Annotated in this window: 14 protein-coding genes; 9 read left to right on the top strand and 5 right to left on the bottom strand. The window is 45.3% G+C overall.

Features of this window, described 5'->3' with window-relative positions; translation table 11 throughout:
* Positions 1 to 430: 430 nt before the first annotated feature.
* On the bottom strand, positions 431 to 1,561 hold the full coding sequence (locus tag QUA70_RS20775; protein WP_333349609.1) for a serine/threonine-protein kinase: 1,131 nt from the start codon (positions 1,559 to 1,561) through the stop codon (positions 431 to 433).
* A 372-nt stretch (positions 1,562 to 1,933) separates the two neighbouring features.
* Between QUA70_RS20775 and QUA70_RS20780 the strand changes: the two genes are divergently transcribed.
* The 4 genes from QUA70_RS20780 (at position 1,934) to QUA70_RS20795 (ending at position 7,497) form a co-directional block, all read left to right on the top strand.
* Positions 1,934 to 5,881 (top strand): DUF4347 domain-containing protein, encoded by a 3,948-nt coding sequence (locus QUA70_RS20780; RefSeq protein ID WP_333326989.1) that lies wholly within the window; start codon positions 1,934 to 1,936, stop codon positions 5,879 to 5,881.
* A gap of 101 nt (positions 5,882 to 5,982) precedes the next feature.
* Positions 5,983 to 6,525, top strand: a complete 543-nt coding sequence (locus QUA70_RS20785) for a GUN4 domain-containing protein (protein ID WP_333326987.1) — start codon at positions 5,983 to 5,985, stop codon at positions 6,523 to 6,525.
* Positions 6,526 to 6,872: 347 nt separating this feature from the next.
* Positions 6,873 to 7,106, top strand: a complete 234-nt coding sequence (locus QUA70_RS20790) for a hypothetical protein (RefSeq protein WP_333326985.1) — start codon at positions 6,873 to 6,875, stop codon at positions 7,104 to 7,106.
* Positions 7,107 to 7,134: 28 nt separating this feature from the next.
* Positions 7,135 to 7,497: a retropepsin-like aspartic protease gene (locus tag QUA70_RS20795; protein WP_333326983.1), complete on the top strand. Its 363-nt coding sequence runs from the start codon at positions 7,135 to 7,137 to the stop codon at positions 7,495 to 7,497.
* A 120-nt stretch (positions 7,498 to 7,617) separates the two neighbouring features.
* Here QUA70_RS20795 and QUA70_RS20800 read toward each other — a convergent pair whose 3' ends face one another.
* Positions 7,618 to 8,283, bottom strand: coding sequence for a glycosyl hydrolase 108 family protein (locus QUA70_RS20800; RefSeq protein WP_333349603.1), 666 nt, complete (start codon positions 8,281 to 8,283; stop codon positions 7,618 to 7,620).
* A gap of 99 nt (positions 8,284 to 8,382) precedes the next feature.
* On the opposite strand from QUA70_RS20800, the gene QUA70_RS20805 reads away from it, so the two are divergent.
* From QUA70_RS20805 to QUA70_RS20825, 5 genes are all read left to right on the top strand, one after another.
* Positions 8,383 to 10,563: a tetratricopeptide repeat protein gene (locus QUA70_RS20805; RefSeq protein WP_333410659.1), complete on the top strand. Its 2,181-nt coding sequence runs from the start codon at positions 8,383 to 8,385 to the stop codon at positions 10,561 to 10,563.
* Positions 10,564 to 10,594: 31 nt separating this feature from the next.
* Positions 10,595 to 11,191 carry a tRNA isopentenyl-2-thiomethyl-A-37 hydroxylase MiaE gene (locus QUA70_RS20810; RefSeq protein WP_333326979.1) on the top strand — a complete coding sequence of 199 codons (597 nt, stop codon included), beginning with the start codon at positions 10,595 to 10,597 and terminating at the stop codon, positions 11,189 to 11,191.
* Positions 11,192 to 11,283: 92 nt separating this feature from the next.
* Positions 11,284 to 11,775 (top strand): GNAT family N-acetyltransferase, encoded by a 492-nt coding sequence (locus QUA70_RS20815; protein ID WP_333349600.1) that lies wholly within the window; start codon positions 11,284 to 11,286, stop codon positions 11,773 to 11,775.
* A gap of 19 nt (positions 11,776 to 11,794) precedes the next feature.
* The gene (locus tag QUA70_RS20820; RefSeq protein WP_333349598.1) at positions 11,795 to 12,337 is read left to right on the top strand and encodes an MAPEG family protein; all 543 of its coding nucleotides are present in this window, start codon (positions 11,795 to 11,797) and stop codon (positions 12,335 to 12,337) included.
* A gap of 76 nt (positions 12,338 to 12,413) precedes the next feature.
* A complete protein-coding gene (locus tag QUA70_RS20825) occupies positions 12,414 to 13,802 on the top strand; it encodes a cytochrome P450 (RefSeq protein WP_333349596.1) in 1,389 nt (462 codons plus the stop codon).
* Positions 13,803 to 13,858: 56 nt separating this feature from the next.
* On the opposite strand, the gene QUA70_RS20830 is transcribed toward QUA70_RS20825, so the two are convergent.
* The 3 genes from QUA70_RS20830 to QUA70_RS20840 all read right to left on the bottom strand — a co-directional run bounded on the left by QUA70_RS20830 (position 13,859) and on the right by QUA70_RS20840 (position 20,396).
* Positions 13,859 to 17,701, bottom strand: coding sequence for a PAS domain S-box protein (locus tag QUA70_RS20830; protein ID WP_333349594.1), 3,843 nt, complete (start codon positions 17,699 to 17,701; stop codon positions 13,859 to 13,861).
* Positions 17,702 to 17,894: 193 nt separating this feature from the next.
* Positions 17,895 to 19,286 carry a malic enzyme-like NAD(P)-binding protein gene (locus QUA70_RS20835; RefSeq protein WP_333349592.1) on the bottom strand — a complete coding sequence of 464 codons (1,392 nt, stop codon included), beginning with the start codon at positions 19,284 to 19,286 and terminating at the stop codon, positions 17,895 to 17,897.
* A gap of 714 nt (positions 19,287 to 20,000) precedes the next feature.
* Positions 20,001 to 20,396, bottom strand: a complete 396-nt coding sequence (locus QUA70_RS20840) for a hypothetical protein (RefSeq protein ID WP_333326966.1) — start codon at positions 20,394 to 20,396, stop codon at positions 20,001 to 20,003.
* Positions 20,397 to 20,598 lie beyond the last annotated feature (202 nt).

The following is a 20,598-nucleotide window of genomic DNA, read 5'->3' on the forward strand; positions in this document are numbered from 1 at the left end:
AAACTTATATTGCCGAGGAGAACTCGAATTCACTCATCTTTCTAAATGCTGTTTTCTCACTTTTTCAGCAAGCCCTATGTAGAAGGCATTCGGCAGAATTGACTAATTTTTTATGTATAAATTTTAATAAAAAATTCCTTGTTCCTTGTTCGTTGTCCCTTCGATTTCGGAAATTGGCGCCCGATTCATCGGCAAGACCGAGTGTTTTTACTCAGTACATCGAGGGATAATGGTAGCGGATGAATCACTCTGCAACAAGATCACTCGCATTGTAAACCGGCTGCTGTGGCTGTGGGAAATGCGATCGGCACAACAGATAAGACTCGGCGGTTGAAAACCGCTACTACACAAACAAAGTCCCCGCAGAGGGGGACTAAAGAGGGGATATTAAAGTCGGATTTGGTAACGGTCAACAGTAAACTGACAACAGTCAACTAACTCCCAAGTTTTGAAGTGCTTCCAAAGCTTCGGTTGCTGACGGGTAACGCTGGGGGAAAGCGTACAGCACCATCTGGTCTAAAACGCGAGCCAACTCCGGGGTGACACTTGCATTTTTCTGCCAGATGAGATTGCCTAAATTATCAACTCGGAGTTGTTTCGGGCGCATTCCTGTCAATGCTTGAATCCCGATGAGCCCGACAGCATAGATGTCGCTGCACAATTTCGGGGAACCGATGGCTTGTTCGGGGGGAATATAATCTTGCTGAGTACCGCCGCGCGATTTCGTTTGACCGATGCTGTGAAGTGAAGTGTTGATTTCTTTAACGGCCCCAAAGTCAATTAATACAATCTTGCCATCATATGTCCGCCTGATTAAGTTTTGAGGGTGAACGTCGCGGTGAATTACATCTTGTTTGTGAACAAAAACAAGCACTTCCAAGATATCTTTCAACAAAGCGATAACCTGATGTTCTTCCCAAGGTTGACCTTCGATTAGTTCTTGATACAGCGGTTGCCCTTCGATGAATTGATAGACTAAATAAAAATATCCATCTTCTTCAAAGCGAGCTAACAATTCCGGGATGCGATCGTGTTGACCCAATCGATATAAAACCCGCGTTTCTCGATCGAATAAATGCCTGGTTCTCTCACACTGGCTTTTCAGGCGCTTGACGAGGCACAAAGGTCGATCGGGCAAATTTTCATCTTCAGCCAGATAGGTATCGCTGTACTCCGTGCTGACCAAATGTTCTCTGATTCGGTAACGCATCCGCAGCAGCTTTTGCAAGATCGGATCGACAGATTTAGCGGGTTGTGTGCCTTGTTCTACAGCTCTCATGATACAGTCCCAAAGATTTGCTCCGACTACTCTTTCTTCTTGACCGAGAATTTCTGCTTGCTTGAGTACCTTGGTGAGGTCTTTCCACAAGTTGTAGCCGACATACCGCCCCAGGTAGCCCACTGTGTACCCGCGGGCGATCGGATCGTTTTGCTGAATTTCTTTGTACGTCAAACCCCCTACAACGCCTCGAATTATCGACTGTTGCAGCCGACTCAGGTGTTTTTCCGTTTGTTCGTATACCAGATTGTCCAAAAAAATTATGGCTTCTTCTACCGTCATAGTTTCATGGCTTAAGTTACTTGTACAGGCTCTGCACATTTTTTTTGTCCTAAAATAGCAAGTTTCAAGGGATGATGTACAGCTTTCCACTTCCCAATTACCAAGTATTGATTGCGTTGCGATGGGGCAACCGAAAACTGCTGCATTTAGCTTATACATGATTTAACTTTACTTTGAGAGCTTGTCTACTTATTGAAATATATTTTTACAAATATGACTTTTATGACTTTAAGTTATGACTTTTATGAATTGACGTTATAAGTAGTTTTGGCTATTATCTCAATTACAAGTTTTAACTAGGAATACATTGCCAAATTAGCACATCGCTGATTTGACTGTACCCAATTTAAGCAAACTATTTAGAGGTGTATCATGCCAAACTCAATGATTCAAACAATTACCAAGTCGATCGCATTTATCGACAGTGCCGTACCCGAATCCCAAACCTTAACCAACGGCATTAACCCAGAAATCAAAGTCATTCAATTAGATGCAAGTCGCAGCGGCGTCGAACAAATAGCAGAAGCCTTGCAAAATCGCAGTGTCTCCGCAATTCACATAATTTCCCACGGATCGCCGGGCTGCTTGCAATTGGGCAGCAGCAACTTGAATGCAGACAGCATCGAGTGCGATCGAACTTCTTTACAGCAGTGGTTTTCGACATCAATGGGCGCGATCAAAAATTCGCAGCCCACAAACTCTGGGGAAGAACAGATTCAACCAGAAATTCTGCTTTATGGATGCCAAGTAGCAGCAGGCGATACAGGTATTGCCTTTGTCAAAAGGCTGAGCGAACTAACCGGAGCCAGCGTTGCCGCCTCCCAGAATTTAACAGGAAGTGCGACCCTCGGCGGCGATTGGGAACTCGAAATAAAAACAGGAAAAATCAAAACACCTTTAGCCTTGAAACCAGAGGTATTGGCTGCTTACAGCCACGTTCTCTCACTCTTTAAAATTAATGACTACGATCCAGAAATCTACGTCACCAATATCACCGCCGGAGACTTTAACGGTGACGGTAAGCCTGACGTAGCCACTATGGATCTTTCCTCAAACAACATTGGCATTCTCTTTGGAAATGGCAATGGCACATTTAACTTTGGCCCCAAAATTAATTTAGGAGTAGATCCTTACGACTTTGCTGCCGGAGACTTTAATGGTGACAGCAAGCTTGATTTAGGCATTACTAACTTGAGTTCTAAAGGCTTTTCTGTCTTATTAGGAGACGGCAAAGGCAGCTTTAGTCCGGCCACCAACTTTGATTTGGGTTCGTCCTCCACCTTCGTCTATTGGGGAGACTTTAACGGTGATGACAAGCTTGACCTAGTTACTATTAACTCCGACTCTAACAACATTTCCGTACTGTTGGCAGATGGCAAGGGCGGCTATGGCAAACCCACTAACTTTAGTGTGGGAACATTTCCCAGCGGCATCGTTGTGGCAGACTTTAACCGCGATGGCAAGCTCGATTTAGCAACTGCAAACCAGAACTCTAATAATATTTCCGTACTGTTGGGAGATGGCAAAGGTAGTTTCGGCAAAGCCACGAACTTTGATGTAGGAAAATCCCCCACTTCTATAGATGTGGGAGACGTGAACAACGACGGCAACCTTGACTTAGTAACTCCAAATAGCGCCTCAAACAGCGTTTCTATTTTATTTGGAGATGGCAAGGGTAGCTTTGGTTCTACCACCAGTGCTTATGGAGGAGTGAACCCCTCTTCACTTACCCTGGCAGACTTTAATGCTGATGCCAAACTTGATTTAGCAGTTTCTGATGTCATTTCGACCTTCATTTTGTGGGGAGACGGTACGGGCGGCTTCAACACTTACGACGAGGTTCCCTACACTGGTCTCAACCCTGTCATAGTAGACCTTAACGCAGATAAACAGGACGATATAGTTGGCAACACCCTTGGAGATATCAGGGTTTTGCTCAACGATTTAGACGCTAATCAGGCCGTTTCTTACGCTATTACTATCAATGCTGCTAGCGATACTGAAGGCAACACCGGTGTAAAAAATCCCATTTTCACGGTGACTCGCAGTGGCAATCTTGAATTTAGCAGCAGTGTTAGTTATGACATTACTGGCAATGCTACTAACGGCAGCGATTACAACAATATTGGTGGGACTTCTGAGGCAACTGGTATTAAAGGCACGATCGATTTTGCTCCGGGTGAAACATCCAAAACCCTAATTATGGATGTCTTGGGCGATACATTACCAGAAAGCAATGAAGACATTATCGTTACTTTGTCAAATCCGATCGCACCAGGCCCCAAACCTACCATTACTACTGCTACCGCTAAGGGTACGATTATAGACGATGACACTCCTGGCAACACGTCCGCTACTCCAACACCAACTTCACCAATTCCACCAATTCCACCAACTCCACCAACTCCACCAACTCCACCAACTCCACCAACTCCACCAACTCCACCAACTCCACCAACTCCAACTACAATTAACCGCCCGCCGCAGCTAAACGAAGGCCCAGAAACAACTCCCTGGCGCTTCAGCAATGTGAGTGTCAGCAAGTCGTCGAAATTTGAGTATACGGTTCCAGAAAAGGCATTTACCGATCCAGATCCGGGCGACAAACTGACTTATTCAGCAACTCTGGAGGATGGTCAACCTTTACCAACTTGGCTGACTTTCGATCCCAATACCCGTACTTTCAGCGGCGACAATACTCAAAGGCAGTCTCTGGCGATTAAGTTAACTGTCACCGACAAAGCTGGTGCAACTGCTAGCGATGTCATCCTGTTAAGATCTCGTCAAACGGGTGTGGTAATTGATGGTTATATTGAGGGTGCGACTATCTTTTTTGATGCTAACAAAAACGGGGTAAAGGATGCTAGCGAACCGTCTGCAACGACTGATGCTAATGGCGAATACGAACTCGATATCCCGGACAGTTTTGATACGAATAAAAATGGAATTTTTGACGCAGAAGAAGGAAATTTAGTGGCTTTTGGCGGGACGGATACTGCCACTGGTTTGCCGCTGGAAACTCCTGTTTCTGCACCTGCGGATGCCGCTGTGGTTACTCTATTAACCAGTTTGGTAACTGATTTGATGGCTGGGGGAATGACGCAGAGTGAAGCGGAGTCAAAAGTTAAATCTACTCTGTCTATTCCTGCAGGAGTTGACTTATTAGACTTAGATCCGATCGCCTCTACAGCCAAAAATGAACCGGGCGGCGTTGAAACTCTAGTCGCCATGACAAAAGTCCAAAACGTCATCACCCAAACCAGCAGCCTCATAGACGGTGCATCTACGGCGGACAATGCTGCGATCGTCAAAGCTGTTGTCGGGGCAATTAACAGTAAAATTCAATCCGGTGGTTCCCTGGATTTGAGCGATGCGGCACAGGTAGAAAGCATTATCCAGCAATCTGTTGCCAAGGTCAAAGAAATTGACACCAATCTCAACACTGAAAAACTTTCCCAAATTGCCCCGGAAGCGGCGAAAGTAATGGCTGAGGCAAATCAAAGCACGGATAAAGTTAAATCTAAATTTTTGCCTGAGTTTATTCCCTCGGAAATTGCCAAAGTCCAAAAGGTGACATTAGGTGAAAGTTCGATCGCCCTCGAAGAAGCTGCCGCTGGCACAAAACCAATTGCACAGGTAGTTTCCGAAAATACTGGCGAATTTTTAACTGCCAAAATTCAAGGAAATCCAGCACCTTCTCAACCCGCTGTTCCAGTTGTGGAAGGTGATGTGGAACTTGTCAATACTTCTCCTGAAATTCTCGGCGCTGAGGGCAAAAATCTTGTCGGTACTGATGATAGCGATACTTTAATCGGCGGCAGCGGTAACGATTTTATCAGTGCCAGAAAAGCTAGTGATTCCCTCGATGGTGGCGGCGGCAATGACACGATTTACGGTGGGCGGGGACTCGATACGCTGACAGGTGGCAGTGGCGATGATATCCTATTTGGAGGCCGCGGTGCTGACAGTTTGGACGGCGGTATCGGCAATGACAGTTTGTACGGTGGCAAGGGAGATGATACTTTGCTTGGCGGTTTAGGAGATGATTTTCTCAGCGGCGAAAATGGCAACGATTTTCTGATTGGAGGTGCTGGGAGCGATCGCTTTTTGTTAACTCCAAGTACCGGCTCGGATACGGTGATTGATTTTGAGGTGGGTATCGATAAATTTGCGATCGATAACGGTTTGACTTTCCAGCAGTTAGAAATTAGTCAAACTGCGGGAGGAACAGTGCTGAAAGTTATATCCACCGATCAAGTTTTGGCAACTGTGACTGGGTTGAATAGTTCGATTACTGCATCGGATTTTGTGTTGCTTTAGATTTAACTCCAGCGGAGGGGCAATCCTGTGGTTGCCCTTCTAAATGAGGTAGGCACTAAAAACGAATCATTTGTTAAATCACTTTTACCGGGAGGAGCATCATGTTTAAATTGGGAAAAATGACCCTAGTATTCATCACCGCATCTGTTGCTGTTTTGCAGCCAGCTTTTTCAGCTAGCGCCCAAGAAACCAGCAGCGAATTCAGGCAACTGCAAACCTTATTAGAAGCTAAGAAATGGGACGACGCCGATCGCGAAACCGTCTCTCTACTCCGCAACAACCCCACGTCTTGTCCGAACCTCCGCGCGATCGACCAATTGTGGATGCAACACAGCAGTAACAAATACGGTTTGACCCCGCAGTTAGAGATTTGGCAGAAGGCGGGCAAGGGTTTAAATTGTCAAAGTTGCGAAGGTGAAATTAAAGAATTTAGCGAAAAGGTAGGATGGAAACTAGGCCCGCAAGCAACTCCTATGTTAGGGGATTTTCCAGCTCAGTACCCAACAGTTGCTGCATTAGGTTGGCAAGGCTACGTGGATGGAGATGCAACTATGCAGATTCTTTTTGGCACCCGGAATACATGGCAAGCGTGGAAAGTTCAAGGTTATAACTTGTTCTCTACTTTTGCTAATTGCGGCAAGTAAGTAGACCAACCTAAAAAAACAGAACACCCAGATACCCGACTTCTTTAAGAAGTCGGGTATCTAAAGCGCGAGAGCGTTTTACGTTCTTTTGCTTTCATACTTCTGCTTCCTTTAAAAAGCTATTATTGTTCAAGGGGCCGGCAATTTATATGTGCTGAGAAATATATGAGCCAAGCAGATTATCAAAAGGCATTAAAACAGATAGAAACTGGAGATTTAGCAGGATCTCTGCAAAGCCTCGATCGCATTATCAAAAAAAATCCTAAGTTCGCACAAGCTTATCGGCCCAGAGCACAAGTGCGCGCAAAACTCCAGGATTTGAAAGGTGCGATCGCACTCGCCTGTTTTTGCACAGGGGACACGGGTATCGCTTGCTGGGAGACTTGGAAAAAGCTTTCAAAGATTACTCGAATGCGATCGCCATGTGCGATCGCGATGCAGAAGCTTTTGCCAGTCGCGCGGGCGTAGCCGAAGCATCGGGGGATATAGAAGGGGCGATCGCAGATTTCCAGCAAGCGGCCGCGATGAAGGCTCAATCAAGGCAATTGGCAAGCTCACCAACAGGCGATCGCGCAAGCTAAAAAAGCGGCGGAAGCAAGCATCATTCGAGTGCCGATTAAATATCGTTGGGGACGAGTTCCAATAGTTGAAGTTGTCTTAAATAATGGTTGTGCTTTTACATTCGATCTGCTTTTGGATACAGGAGCAAGCAGGACACTAATTACGAAACAAATGGCCGAGCTCCTAAAAATTGTGCCGTCTGGAACCTGTCAGTCGATGATTGCTGATGGTAGCGTTGTAACGTTTGACTTAGGTTGGGTGCAATCTTTAGCAGTGCAAACTGCCGTTGTATGCAACATTCAAATTGCGATCGGTGATAATCGGATAACCTATGGGCTTTTAGGACAAGATTTTCTAGCTCGTTATAATGTGCGAATTCTCGAAAACCAAGTAGAATTTCATAGCCGATAATTTATAGAAAACAGGCAAGATGCCTGTTACACAAATATCAGCAACAGGCAAGATGCCTGTTCCACAAATATAGAATAAGAAATAACAATCAACTGTCAACTGTCAACAATCAACTGTCAACTACTTAATCTTATTAACATAGCCCCACAAACTATAATCTCGACTCAGCCAACCCCGGAAAAATGCCATCTGACTCGGATCTTCTTGCACCCGTTTGTAGCGGTAAATAATTCGTTCATTAATCATTTGCAGCGCGGTATTTCTATTATTTGCCCCTTTCAGCGCTTCCTTGGTGCGGGCATCAAAAACTCCCGTTTGTGGCAATCCTAAGGCTTGCTGAAGAAAGGTAATTGAGTTATTAATACCGAAATTAACGGCGGTGTCAAACATGACGATCGCCAAAGCCGGCTGCATCGTGCCCGATAGGCTCGAATCCCAGTAATGTTTATAAATTTCTAGGAGCTCTGCTTCCGACATCTGCGTCACGTCGAGGGGCGGAAGCCCACGACTGTAGCGGTAGGCGTTGTATTCCGTTTGCAAGACGCCCCGATAAGTTCTGCCGCCCTTATCGGCTGGGTGATTGCTGAATCCGCCCTCAAAATAGAGGGTGAAATAAAGAGCAGTTTGAAATAATTTCTGCCGAAAGCTGGCTGTCTGCTGCTGCTGTGCGAAAGTCTTTTGGGCAAATGGCAAGGGGATTGCTAAGGTTAACAAGAGTATCCCCAGCAGGAGGTTTGGTTTCCACTTAATGTTATGTTGGCGCTGTGTCGCTTGCTTGTCGCTCATAAATTCTGTGTGACGATCGCCCGTAATTCCGCTAAAACTGCTACTCTGCAAAATAATATAGATTCAACCTTTAACTTGATAGCACAGATAGGCCGCCAAATGAAGTCCGATTTTCCCAACCAATCCGAAACACCCCAATTTGAAGATGCTGCATCGCTGACAGTCGTTGCAGAAACCTATTACTCTCAAGGCAATTTAGCAGCAGCCGTCGCTGCTTGTCGCCGAGCTCTGGAATTGCAACCGGATTGGGCGGCGGCTTACGTGACAATGGGCAATGTGCAGCAAGCAAGCGGCCAAATTGAGGAAGCGATGCGGTTTTATTCCGAGGCGATCGCCCTGAATCCCGATTTTGCTGAGGCTTATGCTAATTTGGGCAGTATGCTCTACAAACAAGGGCATTTGGTGGAGGCTATTGTCAATTACGAAAAGGCGATCGAACTTAAACCGAATTTGGCTGCTGCTTACTGGAATTTGGCAGGGGCACTGAAACAGCAGGGACAGCCGGATGCAGCGGTAGCATACGAGCAAAAAGCTCTCGAACTCAATCCCCACCTTGCTCAAGTAGATTTTCACTTAAATTTAGGAGATAAATTAGCGCGGCAAGGCAAGTTAGATGAGGCGGTGGCTGCATGGCAGCAGGCGATCGCATTCAAACCCGATTTAGCCGAAGCATACTGTCAAATTGGCCGAGTTTTGCGCCACCAGGGTCAATTTAAAGACGCAATACCCAACCTTCAAAAAGCCCTAGAAATTAAACCTGATTTTATTTCTGCCCACCAACATTTGTGCGGCATCCTCAGAGATACTAGCAATTTAGCTGCCGCGCGGCAAGCCGTGCACCAATACAGCCAAATGTGTGCCGAAACCGATTCAATTATGACCGCGATTTACTTCATCAGCACCTATCAAGTGTCGGGATTAAATCAAATTGCGGGCGATCGATTTTTAGAGCTAGAGTCATACTTGCAGCACAACTTAGCAACCGCTAGCCCGGTGGAAATTAAATCGCTTTATGCAAACTTGTTATTCAGCACGCCCTATTTGCGAGATGACTTGGCGGCTAACTCAAAACTTTACAGATTAATTGCCCACAAGTATATCGACCAATGTATTAAACCTAATTTTTCTCAACCCGCAAATTACAGTTTCAAGCCAAGTGCCCCATCCAGCAAGTTAAAAATCGGCTTTTTGTCCAATCACTTTAGCCGCCATTCTGTAGGTTGGTGCAGCGCTGACATCATTCGCGAATTGTCAGACATCACACCCAATTTGTATTTGTACGCTTCCGAAAGAATTGTGCCTGACGATCGCACTCAGCAATTTGAAAGTTTTGGCAAAATGACTTTTCCGAAAACCTACCCGAACGGACTTGCCAATTCCGCCGAAATTATCGACCAAATTCAGCAAGATGAATTGGACGTTTTAGTTGATTTAGATTCTCTCAGCGTACCAGTTCACGCTGACATTCTCTACCAAAAACCCGCACCAGTTTGTGTTTCTTGGCTGGGATTTGACGCCCCTTACATATCGCCGACAAATTACTTTCTTACAGACTGGCACTCGCACCCAGCAGACCGGGAAAAATATTATGACGAGCAGCTAATTAGGATGCCTGATTCCTTTGTAGCGGTGTCCGGTTTTCAGAGATATGCAGTCGATCCCGTTGCATTGAGAAGGTCGCATCGGATCGGCTTGGATCAGATAGTTTACCTGTGCGTCGCACCCGGCAGAAAATTTAATCGCGAGTTGGTAAAAGCACAAATTGCGATTCTCAAAGAAGTGCCGAACAGTATTTTAATTCACAAAGCTTTAGGCGATGCTGCCGTGTTTGAGGCTGCATATCACCAAGCTTGCGAAGCGGAGAAAGTGAGCAAGCACCGAATTAAGTTTTTGCCGAGGTTTGCTACTGAGGAAGAACACAGAATTATCTATTTGCTGGCCGATGTTTTGTTAGATTCTTATCCTTACAACGGAGGAACTCACACTTTAGAGGCTTTGTGGTTTAATTTGCCAGTGGTGACTCGCACAGGAGAGCAATTTTTGTCGAGAATGGGTTATTCGTTTTTGCAGACTTTGGGAATTGAAACTGGTGTGGCTTTGTCTTGGTCGGAATATGTGGAAGTTGGTATAAAATTGGGTAAAGAACCTGAATTGAGAAAGGCAATTAAAGCACAGCTGATGAAATCTAAAGCTCCAGCCAATTTGTCGCCGGTGTGGAATCCGAAAAAGTTTGCTGGTGATATGTATGGGGTGTTTGAAAAATTGTGTAAAATAGGATAAATGCTGACTAATGACTAATGACTGATGACTAATGACTTCAACACTATCAACTATTAAGTTTTTAAAACAGCCGACTTCGGAAGCTTGGATAGAACAGGCGATCGCCCATTTGGATACAATCTTATTAGACCATTCTCACTGCGAGCGGAAAGCGGCGGGAGTAGCGTTAAATTTGATGTTTCGCTACCCAGCCCGGGAAAAATTGGTGAGGATGCTAACGGCGATCGCCCGCGAAGAATTAGAGCATTTCGAGCAAGTCAACCAGCGTTTAGAACAGCGCAGCATTGCTTTAGGCCCTTTGGCTGCACCTCCCTACGGTGCTGGTTTGTCCGCCCAAATTCGCAAGCAGGAACCCGATAGACTTTTAGATTCTTTGTTGGTTTCTGGTTTGATAGAAGCGCGCAGTCACGAACGGTTGGGGTTGCTGGGCGATCGCTGTCCCGACGCGGAATTAGCTAAGTTTTACCGCAGTTTGATGGCTTCGGAGGCGCGTCATTACGGTGTATATTGGATTTTGGCAACAACTTATTTCGATCGCGCTCTTGTGATTGACAGACTGGAGGAATTATCATTAGTAGAGAGCGAGTTACTGGCCATTCTTCATCCTGAACCGAGAATTCACAGTTAAAAGTTAGCTGCATTTAAAAACTGTAAAACACAAAGAATTAGTAAGTTTACAGTTGCTAAAGTCAAAAAATAAATATTAAGTTGCAACCACCAATGAAAACCCAACATCTGGATTTTTTAATTCGTTCCTGGGAAACGCGCGATCGCGCTGAGGCGTTCTATTTAATTAGGGATGTTTTAGCAGAGTACGGTTTAAAATGCGAACCTCACGGGGCAGATCGAGATGTCTATGATGTAGAACTACATTATCATAATCAAGGCGGTGAATTTTGGGTAGTTGAACGGCAGGATAAAATAGTGGGTACAGCCGCTTATTATCCGATTGAGCGCGGTAAGAATGCTGTGGAAATTCGCAAAATGTATATTTTGCCCGCAGCAAGAGGACAGGGTTTGGGGAAATTTTTACTGCAAGAATTGGAAAGTAAAATTATCGCTCGTGGCTTTGAGGAAATCTGGATAGAAACTGCGAGCATTCTCAAGGAAGCTGTGAAAATGTACGAAAATAGCGGATATCTACCGACAACGGGTGTGGAGACGCCAAGGTGCGATCGGGTTTACTTAAAATCTCTAGATAAAAAAAGTTAGAATAAGGTTTCTGTAAACAATGATTAATTTACTCAGCTTCAATCCACAACAGCAAATAGTTGTTTGGCGAGGCATTTCTGCCTTAATCTTCTGCCTTACTTTTGTACTAATTGGTTATTTTTTGATAGCGCTGCCCCTACCCCTATTAAATACCCCAGAGTCGCGCCTAATTTTCAGCCTTCGCTGCCAAATTTTTCCGGTACTGATGTTATTTGCAGGCATCGTTGCAGTTGGTAATGGTAGATTTAGCAGCCCAGCCATCAACCCTTTAGCAAATGCCGAATCAGAAGCAATGCGGATTAATGTGCGTTATCTAAGCAACACTCTAGAGCAATTTGTGCTGTTTTTTGTAGGGAGTTTAATTCTTTCTACCTTTTTAGATACTTACAGCATCAAGCTGATTCCAATTTTGGCAACTTTGTTTGTTTTCGGAAGAATAGCGTTTTGGATAGGCTATCTCAAAGAGCCGATCGAACGAGCTTTTGGCCTGGGAGTTACTCTGTATCCTACTATTGCCGTACTAATTTATGATGCCTACCGCGTACTATTTTTCAATAGCTGAGGGATTTGAGAGTTTTTTGGAATAAGACTTATGCTTTGATTAGTCCTGTGAAACCCTAAAACTAGGAGGAAAACAAATGACTATCCCCACCAAAAACTCTCACTCTCAAAATCAGGATATCAACAAATTGCTAGACGGCCCTAAAGACAATCGATTTGTTCAGACAGTGGGGGGAATTTTAAATCCTCTGTATTATTTAGATAGTAATTATAAACGCTACGGCGACCTTTTTACCAGCAAATTCAGCAACTTTCCGCCGCAAGTAATTATTAGCAATCCTCAAGCTATTCAAGAAATTTTTACAGCCGATTCTAAACTCTTTGAATCCGGTACGGGAAACCAGATAGCGCTACCTTTAGTAGGCCCGAATTCTTTATTGTTGTTAGATGGCGATCGACATTTGCAGCAGCGCAAACTTTTAATGCCACCTTTTCACGGTGAACGCATGAAAGCTTACGGACAAATCATCTGCAATACCACCGAAAAAGTAATTAATAATTGGACTCCTGGTAACTCGGTTATCGCGCAATCAACTATGCAGGAAATTTCCTTGGAAGTAATTTTGCACGCGGTTTTTGGGTTGAGCGAAGGAGAACGCTACCAGCAAATTCAGCAACTAATTACTAATATGTTCAGCCTGTTTAGCAATCCATTAAGCGCTACCTTTTTGTTTATCAAGTCGTTGCAAAAAGATTTAGGTGCTTGGAGTCCTTGGGGAGGATTTATTCGACAAAGACAGCGTTTAGATGAACTGCTTTATCAAGAAATTCGCGAACGCAAAACTCAGTCTAAACCATTGGGCGAAGACATCCTGAGCTTGTTAATTTCAGCTCGTGACGAAGCAGGACAGCCGATGAGCGACGTTGAATTGCGGGATGAATTAATGACAATGTTATTCGCAGGACACGAAACTACAGCCACAGCTTTAGCCTGGGCTTTGTATTGGATTCACTACATCCCAGAAGTCCGTGAAAAACTGCTGCAAGAACTCAATTCTATGGATGTCGAAAATTGCGACCCGGCGGAAATAACTAAACTCCCGTATTTGAATGCTGTCTGTTGCGAAACGCTGCGGATTTATCCGATCCTATTTTTTACATTTCCGCGCCTTCTGCAAGCTCCCATGCAGTTAATGGGTTTTAATATTCCCAAAGGAATGATACTTTCTCTCTGTATTTATTTGGTTCACCAGCGACCGGATATTTACCCGGAACCAAAGCGTTTTAAACCAGAACGTTTTCTAGAAAGGCAATTTTCGGCTTACGAATATTTACCGTTTGGGGGAGGGAACCGCCGCTGTATTGGCACGGCATTTGCCATGTTTGAAATGAAGTTAGTATTGGCGAAAGTGCTGTCACGATACTCTTTAGAACTTGCAGAAAATCGTCCGGTTTTGCCGGTACGCCGCGGTTTGACAATGGCACCCGCTGGTGGTGTGCGTCTGTTGGTAAAGGGTAAGATTTGAATCCTATCAAATCTGGTCGATTGACGGGAGATGATCTGATACCGATGTAACGGGTTTTAATTCCTTTTTTGCCGCAGAGGAATCTCGATCGCAAATTCGGAACCTTCTCCCAATACAGAATTGCAAGAAAGCTTGCCGCCGTGTTTTTCTACTATAATAGAGTGCGAAATCGCCAATCCTAAGCCAGTTCCTTTGCCAATTGGTTTAGTAGTGAAAAACGGGTCAAACAAGCGCTTTTTCACATCTTCGCTCATCCCGGGGCCGCTGTCAGCTATCCGTATTAGAACGCAGTTATTGTCACTTACTTCGGTGCGAATCGTAATTGCGAGATTTTTAGCCGTGCGATCGGATTTATTCCTCTCCATTTCCACGGCGTCGAGCGCATTGCTCAACAAATTCATAAATACTTGATTTAACTGACCGGGATAACATTCAACTAAAGGCAAATTACCGTATTCTTTAATCAGATTAATTGTCGGGTGCTCTGGTTTATGTTTCAGGCGGTTTTGCAAAATCAGCACCGTGCTTTCAAGGCCCTCGTGAATGTCAACTTGTTTCATTTCGGCTTCATCGAGTCTTGAGAAAGTCCGCAGGCTCAAAACTATATCGCGGATGCGATCTGCTCCGACTTTCATAGATGCTAAAATTTTCGGTAAATCTTCAATAAGATAATCAATTTCAAAGTCTTCCCTTGCCTTTACAATTCTTGCGCTAGGCTGCGGGTATTCTTTCTGGTAAAGTTGCAACATTTTGAGCAGGTTTTGAGTGTATTCGCTAGTGTAGCTGAGATTTCCGTAGATAAAATTAACCGGGTTGTTAATTTCGTGGGCGACACCTGCTACTAACTGTCCCAAACTCGACATTTTTTCACTTTGAATTAATTGAGTTTGGGTGCGTTGGAGATCCTGCAAAGTTTGTTCTAGTTGTTGAGTTTGAGCTTGAGCTAATCGGGCCGCTGTGCGGGTTTGGGTGTAGAGTTCGGCGTGGTCGATCGCGATCGCAATTTGAGCGACCACTGCTTGCATCAGTTCGACTTCCGATGCGCTCCAATTTCGCATGGACAGGGTTTGATAGCACGTAATCGCCCCAATATCCCCGGAAGCAGTATAAATTGGCAGCGACAGGACTGAATTAAAATTTGAACCCTGCAAAACTTCGCGCAATTCTACATCTTCAAAAGTGCTGACATCATCAATTCGCAGAATTTCTCGCCGCAAAATGTGTCCCACTGCGAGACTAGATTTGTCGTCTACAGGATAAGTGCCGAGTATACTCGGCAAATCTGCATTCTTGGCTTCGTAAGTTACGTCCCAAACGGGAGGATTGCTGTTGGGGCGATACCAAGTGAAGATGCACCAATCTAGGTGCATCAGATTGCGAATTTCTTGAACGGCGGTTTCTAAAATTGTGTCTAAATCTAAAGAAGTGCGGATTTGATTGGCAATTTGATTTAGCAGTTGTTCTCGCTGAGCTTGCTGCCTGAGCGCTTGTTCCGATCGCACTAAAATTTCTTCTGCAAGTTTGCGATCGGTTAAATCTTGGATCACTGCTTGGATAATTTTTTCATTTCCTACCTCGATGACTGTCAGCACCACTTCGGCGGGAAAATCAGTACCGTCTAAGCGCCGATGAACCCAATCAAAACGGTGCTTTCCCCGCTCAAAAGCGAGATCCATCATTTCGCCGACCAAACTCAAAGAATCTCTGCCGTTGGGTTGGAAAGGAGGCGACAATTGGGCGGGGTTTTTGCCGTACAACTGTTGCGGGGCGGTGCAGCCAAATAGTTTGAGGGTGGCTGTGTTGGCATCTGCGATCGCCTTTTCATATAACATCAAAACGGGCAAACTGGTTAATTCGTAGAGCGATCGAAATTTGGATTCCGACTGCTGCAAGGCGGCTTCTGTTTGCTTGCGATCGGTAATGTCGGCAACCATTGCCAAAGCGCCCACATAACGTCCCTGTTTATCTGCCAAGGAATTAGTAGAAACTATCGCCCACAAGTCGCTGCCGTCTCGGCGACGGAACTTAAAATCGAGCTGTTCGCGAATTCCTTCACGGCGGCGGTTGAGATTGGCTTGTGCGAGTGCGATGCCTTCTGCATCCATGAAAGCAAATAGCGACTGCCCGATCATTTCTTCTGGAGTGCAGCCGAGCATATCAGCCATTTTGTTGTTGACAAAAGAAGTTTTACCCTCCGTATCTATCATCCAAATTCCTTCGTCTGCTGTCTCGACAATGCACCTGTATTTTTCCTCGCTTTCCCTGAGCGCTTCTTCTGCTAATTGACGAGCGGTAATGTTTTGAGTCATTAGCAATCCGCCGATGATTTCTTGCCGTTCGTTTCTGACGGGCAAAGTATAACCGAGGTAGATGCGATCGCGATAAGTAAATTCTGTAACAACTGTTTCTCCTGCCAGTGCCGCCCGATAATTTGGCTCGAGGGCACCGCAAAAATCTGGCTCGAATACTTCCCAGATTGTCTTGCCTTCCATCAATTCTTTGGAAAGCCCGACTGCTGCTAGTTCTCTACCTTCTACCAGGGTGAAGCGCATTTCTCGATCGAACAACATCACCGCGCCGTTAGGAAAGTTGCTTGCCATAGTGCGGTAAAGCTGTTCGCTTTTTTGCAGTGCTGCTTCTGCAAGTTTGCGATCGGTAATGTCAATTATGACTGCACCGATGCCGAACGCCTCGCCATCTTGGTCGAGCAGGGGAAAATAAGAGCCTGTCAGGTGTCGCACAAACCCCGGCTTTCTTGGATTGTCACCACTCATCTCGATGTTAATTAAGGGTTGTTTCGTCCTCAAAATTTCTTCGTACAAAGGCTCTATTATTGGAGCGATATTTGGCAATATTTCGCGTACAGTCTTGCCGATGTGCTCTGCTGGACTCAGGCAATTTATTTCTGCTAAAAATTGATTAATTTGCACGTAGCGCAGTTGGGAGTCCAAAATGCAAAGTCCCGCAGGCGCCTCTTGAAAAAAGGCATCAAATAGTGCTTGTCTCTGTGCTAATTCTTGTTCTAAAGCTTTGCGATCGCTGAGATCTGTTAAACAGCAAATCATCCCGACAACTTCTCCCGTGTTGTCTTTCAATAGCGAAAGCATTAGGTGCGAGTAAAAATTTTCTCCAGATTTACGGCGTGTGATAACTTCTATTTCAGGATCGCCTTCTTTTGGTAGCGGTTTGATGACTTGATCTAACAAAAATTCGTGCTGTTCAGGGGAGTAAATTAGAGAAATATGCTGTCCGATAGCCTCAGTTTTTTGATAGCCGTATAACTTTTGGGAGGCTTGATTCCACATACCGATCAAGCCGTCCATATCTGTTGAAATCACCGACTCGTGAAGTTGGTCGATAATTTGACTTTGGAGACGCAATCTTTCTTGAGCCTGTTCCAGTTCGGCGATTTTTTCTTCGAGTAGTTTCTGAGTTTTTTCGAGTTCGGCAGTCTGCTTTGTCAGCAATTTTTCCAGATGTGAACTGCACTGCGGCGGCGCTGATTCCAGCGGATCGCTATTTTCAGGCTCAGAATTAAAGATTTCTTCAGCGCTCAGCCAAATCGCGCACTCTCCCCCTGTTTCAATTGTCCGCTCAGAAACTCGCACGGGTACGAGATGGTTGTTTTTATGTTTGTATGCTGCTTCGCACAGGCCCGTGCAGCTATTTTTTGCTTGACTTGGTAGATATTTTTCTCGGCCCGCGCACTGCGTTTGCTGAATTTCCCAGTAGTTGATGTGAAGAGTTTCTGCAACTGTGCGGCCGATAATACTTGCAAAAGCTAGATTTACGTCGATAAAAGTCCCGTCTGTCCGGCACAATGCCAGCCCGAGCGGGCTTAGTTCTAACAATTGGCGGCGGGAGCGATCGCGCTTGGCTTTTCCTAACTGGCTTTGCATCTGAACATAGCTGGGCTTAAGTTATTTAATTATATCTTTTTATCTTGTTTATTAGTGTAACTTTTATCCTTCATTAAGGAAGAGGGAAGAAGGAAGTTCAGCAACAGATTGTATAAGAGATTTAACGGATTTAACGGATGGATGCTGAGGGTTGAGGGAAGAAGGCCCTCTTCCTTCTTCCTTCTTTCTTCAATTAATCGCGGGCAATACCTTCGGAGCGGGCGGCCAACTGCACTGCACCGGCGACAGCAATGGCAACTCTTTCGTCAAAAACAGACGGTATAATGTGCTCTTTGTCAAGCTGGGATGGACTGACTAAAGAGGCGATCGCATAAGCTGCTTCCAAATACATACTGGTCGTAATCGTGGCAGCTTTGCAGTCCAAAGCACCTCGAAATATCCCCGGAAATGCCAAAACATTGTTAATTTGATTCGGGTAGTCGCTACGTCCGGTGGCAATGATCGCCGCATCTTCCATAATTAATTCGGGCTGAATTTCGGGAATGGGATTTGCCATTGCAAAAACAATTGGATTCTCAGCCATCGAACGCACCATCGATCGGGTGACTACCCCGGGGGCGCTGACGCCTAAAAATACATCGGCACCGGCGATCGCATCTTCCAAAGTACCGCTCGAAGGCACGGCAAATTCTAGTTTTTCTGGGTTCATATCCGTGCGGTCTTGGGAAAGGACGCCTTTGGAGTCGCACATGATGATGTTTTGGGCACCTGCTTTACGCAGCAACCGGGCGATCGCGACTCCGGCCGCACCGGCTCCGTTAATCACGATACACACTTCTTCTATTGTTTTTTTGACGATTTTCAAGGCATTAATTAATGCTGCCAAACTAACAATCGCCGTGCCGTGCTGGTCGTCGTGAAAAATCGGAATATCTAAGGTTTCCCGCAATCTTGCTTCGATTTCAAAGCAGCGGGGAGAAGAAATATCTTCGAGGTTAACGCCGCCAAAAACCGGGGCGATATTCTGCACTGTGCGAATAATTTCCTCGGTATCTTGGGTGTTCAAACAGATAGGAAAGGCGTCAATACCTGCAAATTCTTTAAATAGCATGGCTTTGCCTTCCATGACTGGCAGTGCGGCAGCAGGGCCGAGGTTTCCTAGTCCCAAAACTGCGCTACCATCGGTAACAATGGCAACAGTATTTTGTTTGATTGTGAGGTTGTAAACTTGTTGGGGGTCATTGGCGATCGCAGTGCAGATGCGGCCGACTCCAGGGGTGTATGCCATTGCCAAATCTGACTGGCGTTTGAGGGAAATTTTGCTAACTACGCTGATTTTTCCGCCGCGGTGCAAGTTGAAAGTGCGATCGTACACATCGATCACTTTGATATCCGGCAGCGCTTTCACTACTTGCAATATTTCTTCGTTGTGTTCGAGGCTGTAAGCATCGACGGTGATATCGCGAACGGTCGTGGCGCGGGTTTGCTCGATCAAGTCGATTTGACCGAAGTTGCCGCCGACAGATGCGATCGCACTGGTGACGCTTGCCAGCATTCCCGGCCGATTCGGCAGAGCAACCCGAATTGTTAAACTAAAGCTGGGGTTTGGTGTCAGTTTTACCATAATGCCTTGATTTCAGATTTGAGAATTTCAATCTTAGATTTTATCCCCAATGTTAGGCATAAAATTTAATAATTCAAATTTTCAACTAAAATTTTTAACAAATTCTATGAGCCTGTGGTACGATCGCTCTGCACTGCCAGGGGTGTCGCTGGAAAACTGCTCTTTTTTTGAGTAAAGCTTTGCTCTGTTTCTAGCTAGTGACTCTTCCACAAACAGCTTATTTTTTGTCAATTTCCCAGCGAACCGCGAATAGGAAGCGCGGGGCTAGAAACCGGGTTTCTGAGGTAAACCTGCGGAACTCTTATCTATTTTTGAGAATATTTCTGCTTATTCTGAACATGAGCGGATATTTCGCAAAACTTTATGTTCCAGCGATTCCGCCTAATTCCGGCTGCTGTCTTTTGAAGCGAGACACCCAGGAGAGTTGATGCGGCTTTTTGGTGGCCTTTATTGGGAATGTAAAAAGTAGATGCACGGCTGTTGGAGCCGGCAGGTAAAAATTTGAGCGACTGACAAGCGGGCTTTTGATATATATTTTGTCTGCTTGTTTGACACTTGCCAAGGATTGCGAGTGCAACCTTGCCAACGATCGAATTACCTACACGCTTTGCCCGATAATTCCAGGGACTGTAACTAACAGACAATCTACCCCGCGCCACCACTGGCACAGCTTGGGCCGAACCGTGTTTAGTTGCTGGTTGCTAACTGTCAATTTTATCGATCGGCCGCAGCATCGGCCCATATAATTGTAAAGAATTTGCAAGCCAGACAATCTGGGGGAACTTTTTCTAAGTCTTGCAGATCGACCGGTTGCTCTGCTTCGTTGCCGGGGGGAACTATGCACAGGGCAACTTGTCCGACTCCAGCCATGAGTTCGGCAACTCGCTCCAAAATACTGTCCATTTTTTCCATTAGTTGCTCTGCTGCATCGAGACTCGGCGCGATGATGAAAAAGGTTTTGACTCCATCGGGACAAGGAGCGAAGCCAAGGGTACACTCTCGTAATAGTGCTTGGGTGGAGAGACTGAAACCGTCGTAGAAGCGAGCGATTACTGCTTGATAAAAGACTTGGGTCAGAGAGCGATCGCCAAAAATAGGTTGAGATAACATAACTACTTCCTTTCGTAGGATTTTTGGGTGCATTGAAAAAATTTTAACATACCTTAATGTAAGGGATTTAACAAAATGATCTAGCGATCGAGATCATGGACTTGATGTGACATTTTTTAATTTGTGTAGCGATCGCAACTGTGATAAAATGTACTCTGTGCTATTACGGTGAGCGATTTTGATCGCATCACCAGCTCAAAGC

This window comes from Microcoleus sp. LAD1_D5 (assembly GCF_036702115.1).
Taxonomy (GTDB): domain Bacteria; phylum Cyanobacteriota; class Cyanobacteriia; order Cyanobacteriales; family Microcoleaceae; genus Microcoleus.

Bases quoted from the DNA above. Each gene is read 5' to 3' on its own strand.
- QUA70_RS20775 (WP_333349609.1), bottom strand. From the start codon at position 1,561: ATGACGGTAGAAGAAGCCATAATTTTTTTGGACAATCTGGTATACGAA.
- QUA70_RS20810 (WP_333326979.1), top strand. From the start codon at position 10,595: ATGACTTCAACACTATCAACTATTAAGTTTTTAAAACAGCCGACTTCG.
- QUA70_RS20820 (WP_333349598.1), top strand. From the start codon at position 11,795: ATGATTAATTTACTCAGCTTCAATCCACAACAGCAAATAGTTGTTTGG.
- QUA70_RS20785 (WP_333326987.1), top strand. From the start codon at position 5,983: ATGTTTAAATTGGGAAAAATGACCCTAGTATTCATCACCGCATCTGTT.
- QUA70_RS20800 (WP_333349603.1), bottom strand. From the start codon at position 8,283: ATGAGCGACAAGCAAGCGACACAGCGCCAACATAACATTAAGTGGAAA.
- QUA70_RS20815 (WP_333349600.1), top strand. From the start codon at position 11,284: ATGAAAACCCAACATCTGGATTTTTTAATTCGTTCCTGGGAAACGCGC.
- QUA70_RS20780 (WP_333326989.1), top strand. From the start codon at position 1,934: ATGCCAAACTCAATGATTCAAACAATTACCAAGTCGATCGCATTTATC.
- QUA70_RS20835 (WP_333349592.1), bottom strand. From the start codon at position 19,286: ATGGTAAAACTGACACCAAACCCCAGCTTTAGTTTAACAATTCGGGTT.
- QUA70_RS20840 (WP_333326966.1), bottom strand. From the start codon at position 20,396: ATGTTATCTCAACCTATTTTTGGCGATCGCTCTCTGACCCAAGTCTTT.
- QUA70_RS20825 (WP_333349596.1), top strand. From the start codon at position 12,414: ATGACTATCCCCACCAAAAACTCTCACTCTCAAAATCAGGATATCAAC.
- QUA70_RS20805 (WP_333410659.1), top strand. From the start codon at position 8,383: ATGAAGTCCGATTTTCCCAACCAATCCGAAACACCCCAATTTGAAGAT.
- QUA70_RS20830 (WP_333349594.1), bottom strand. From the start codon at position 17,701: ATGCAAAGCCAGTTAGGAAAAGCCAAGCGCGATCGCTCCCGCCGCCAA.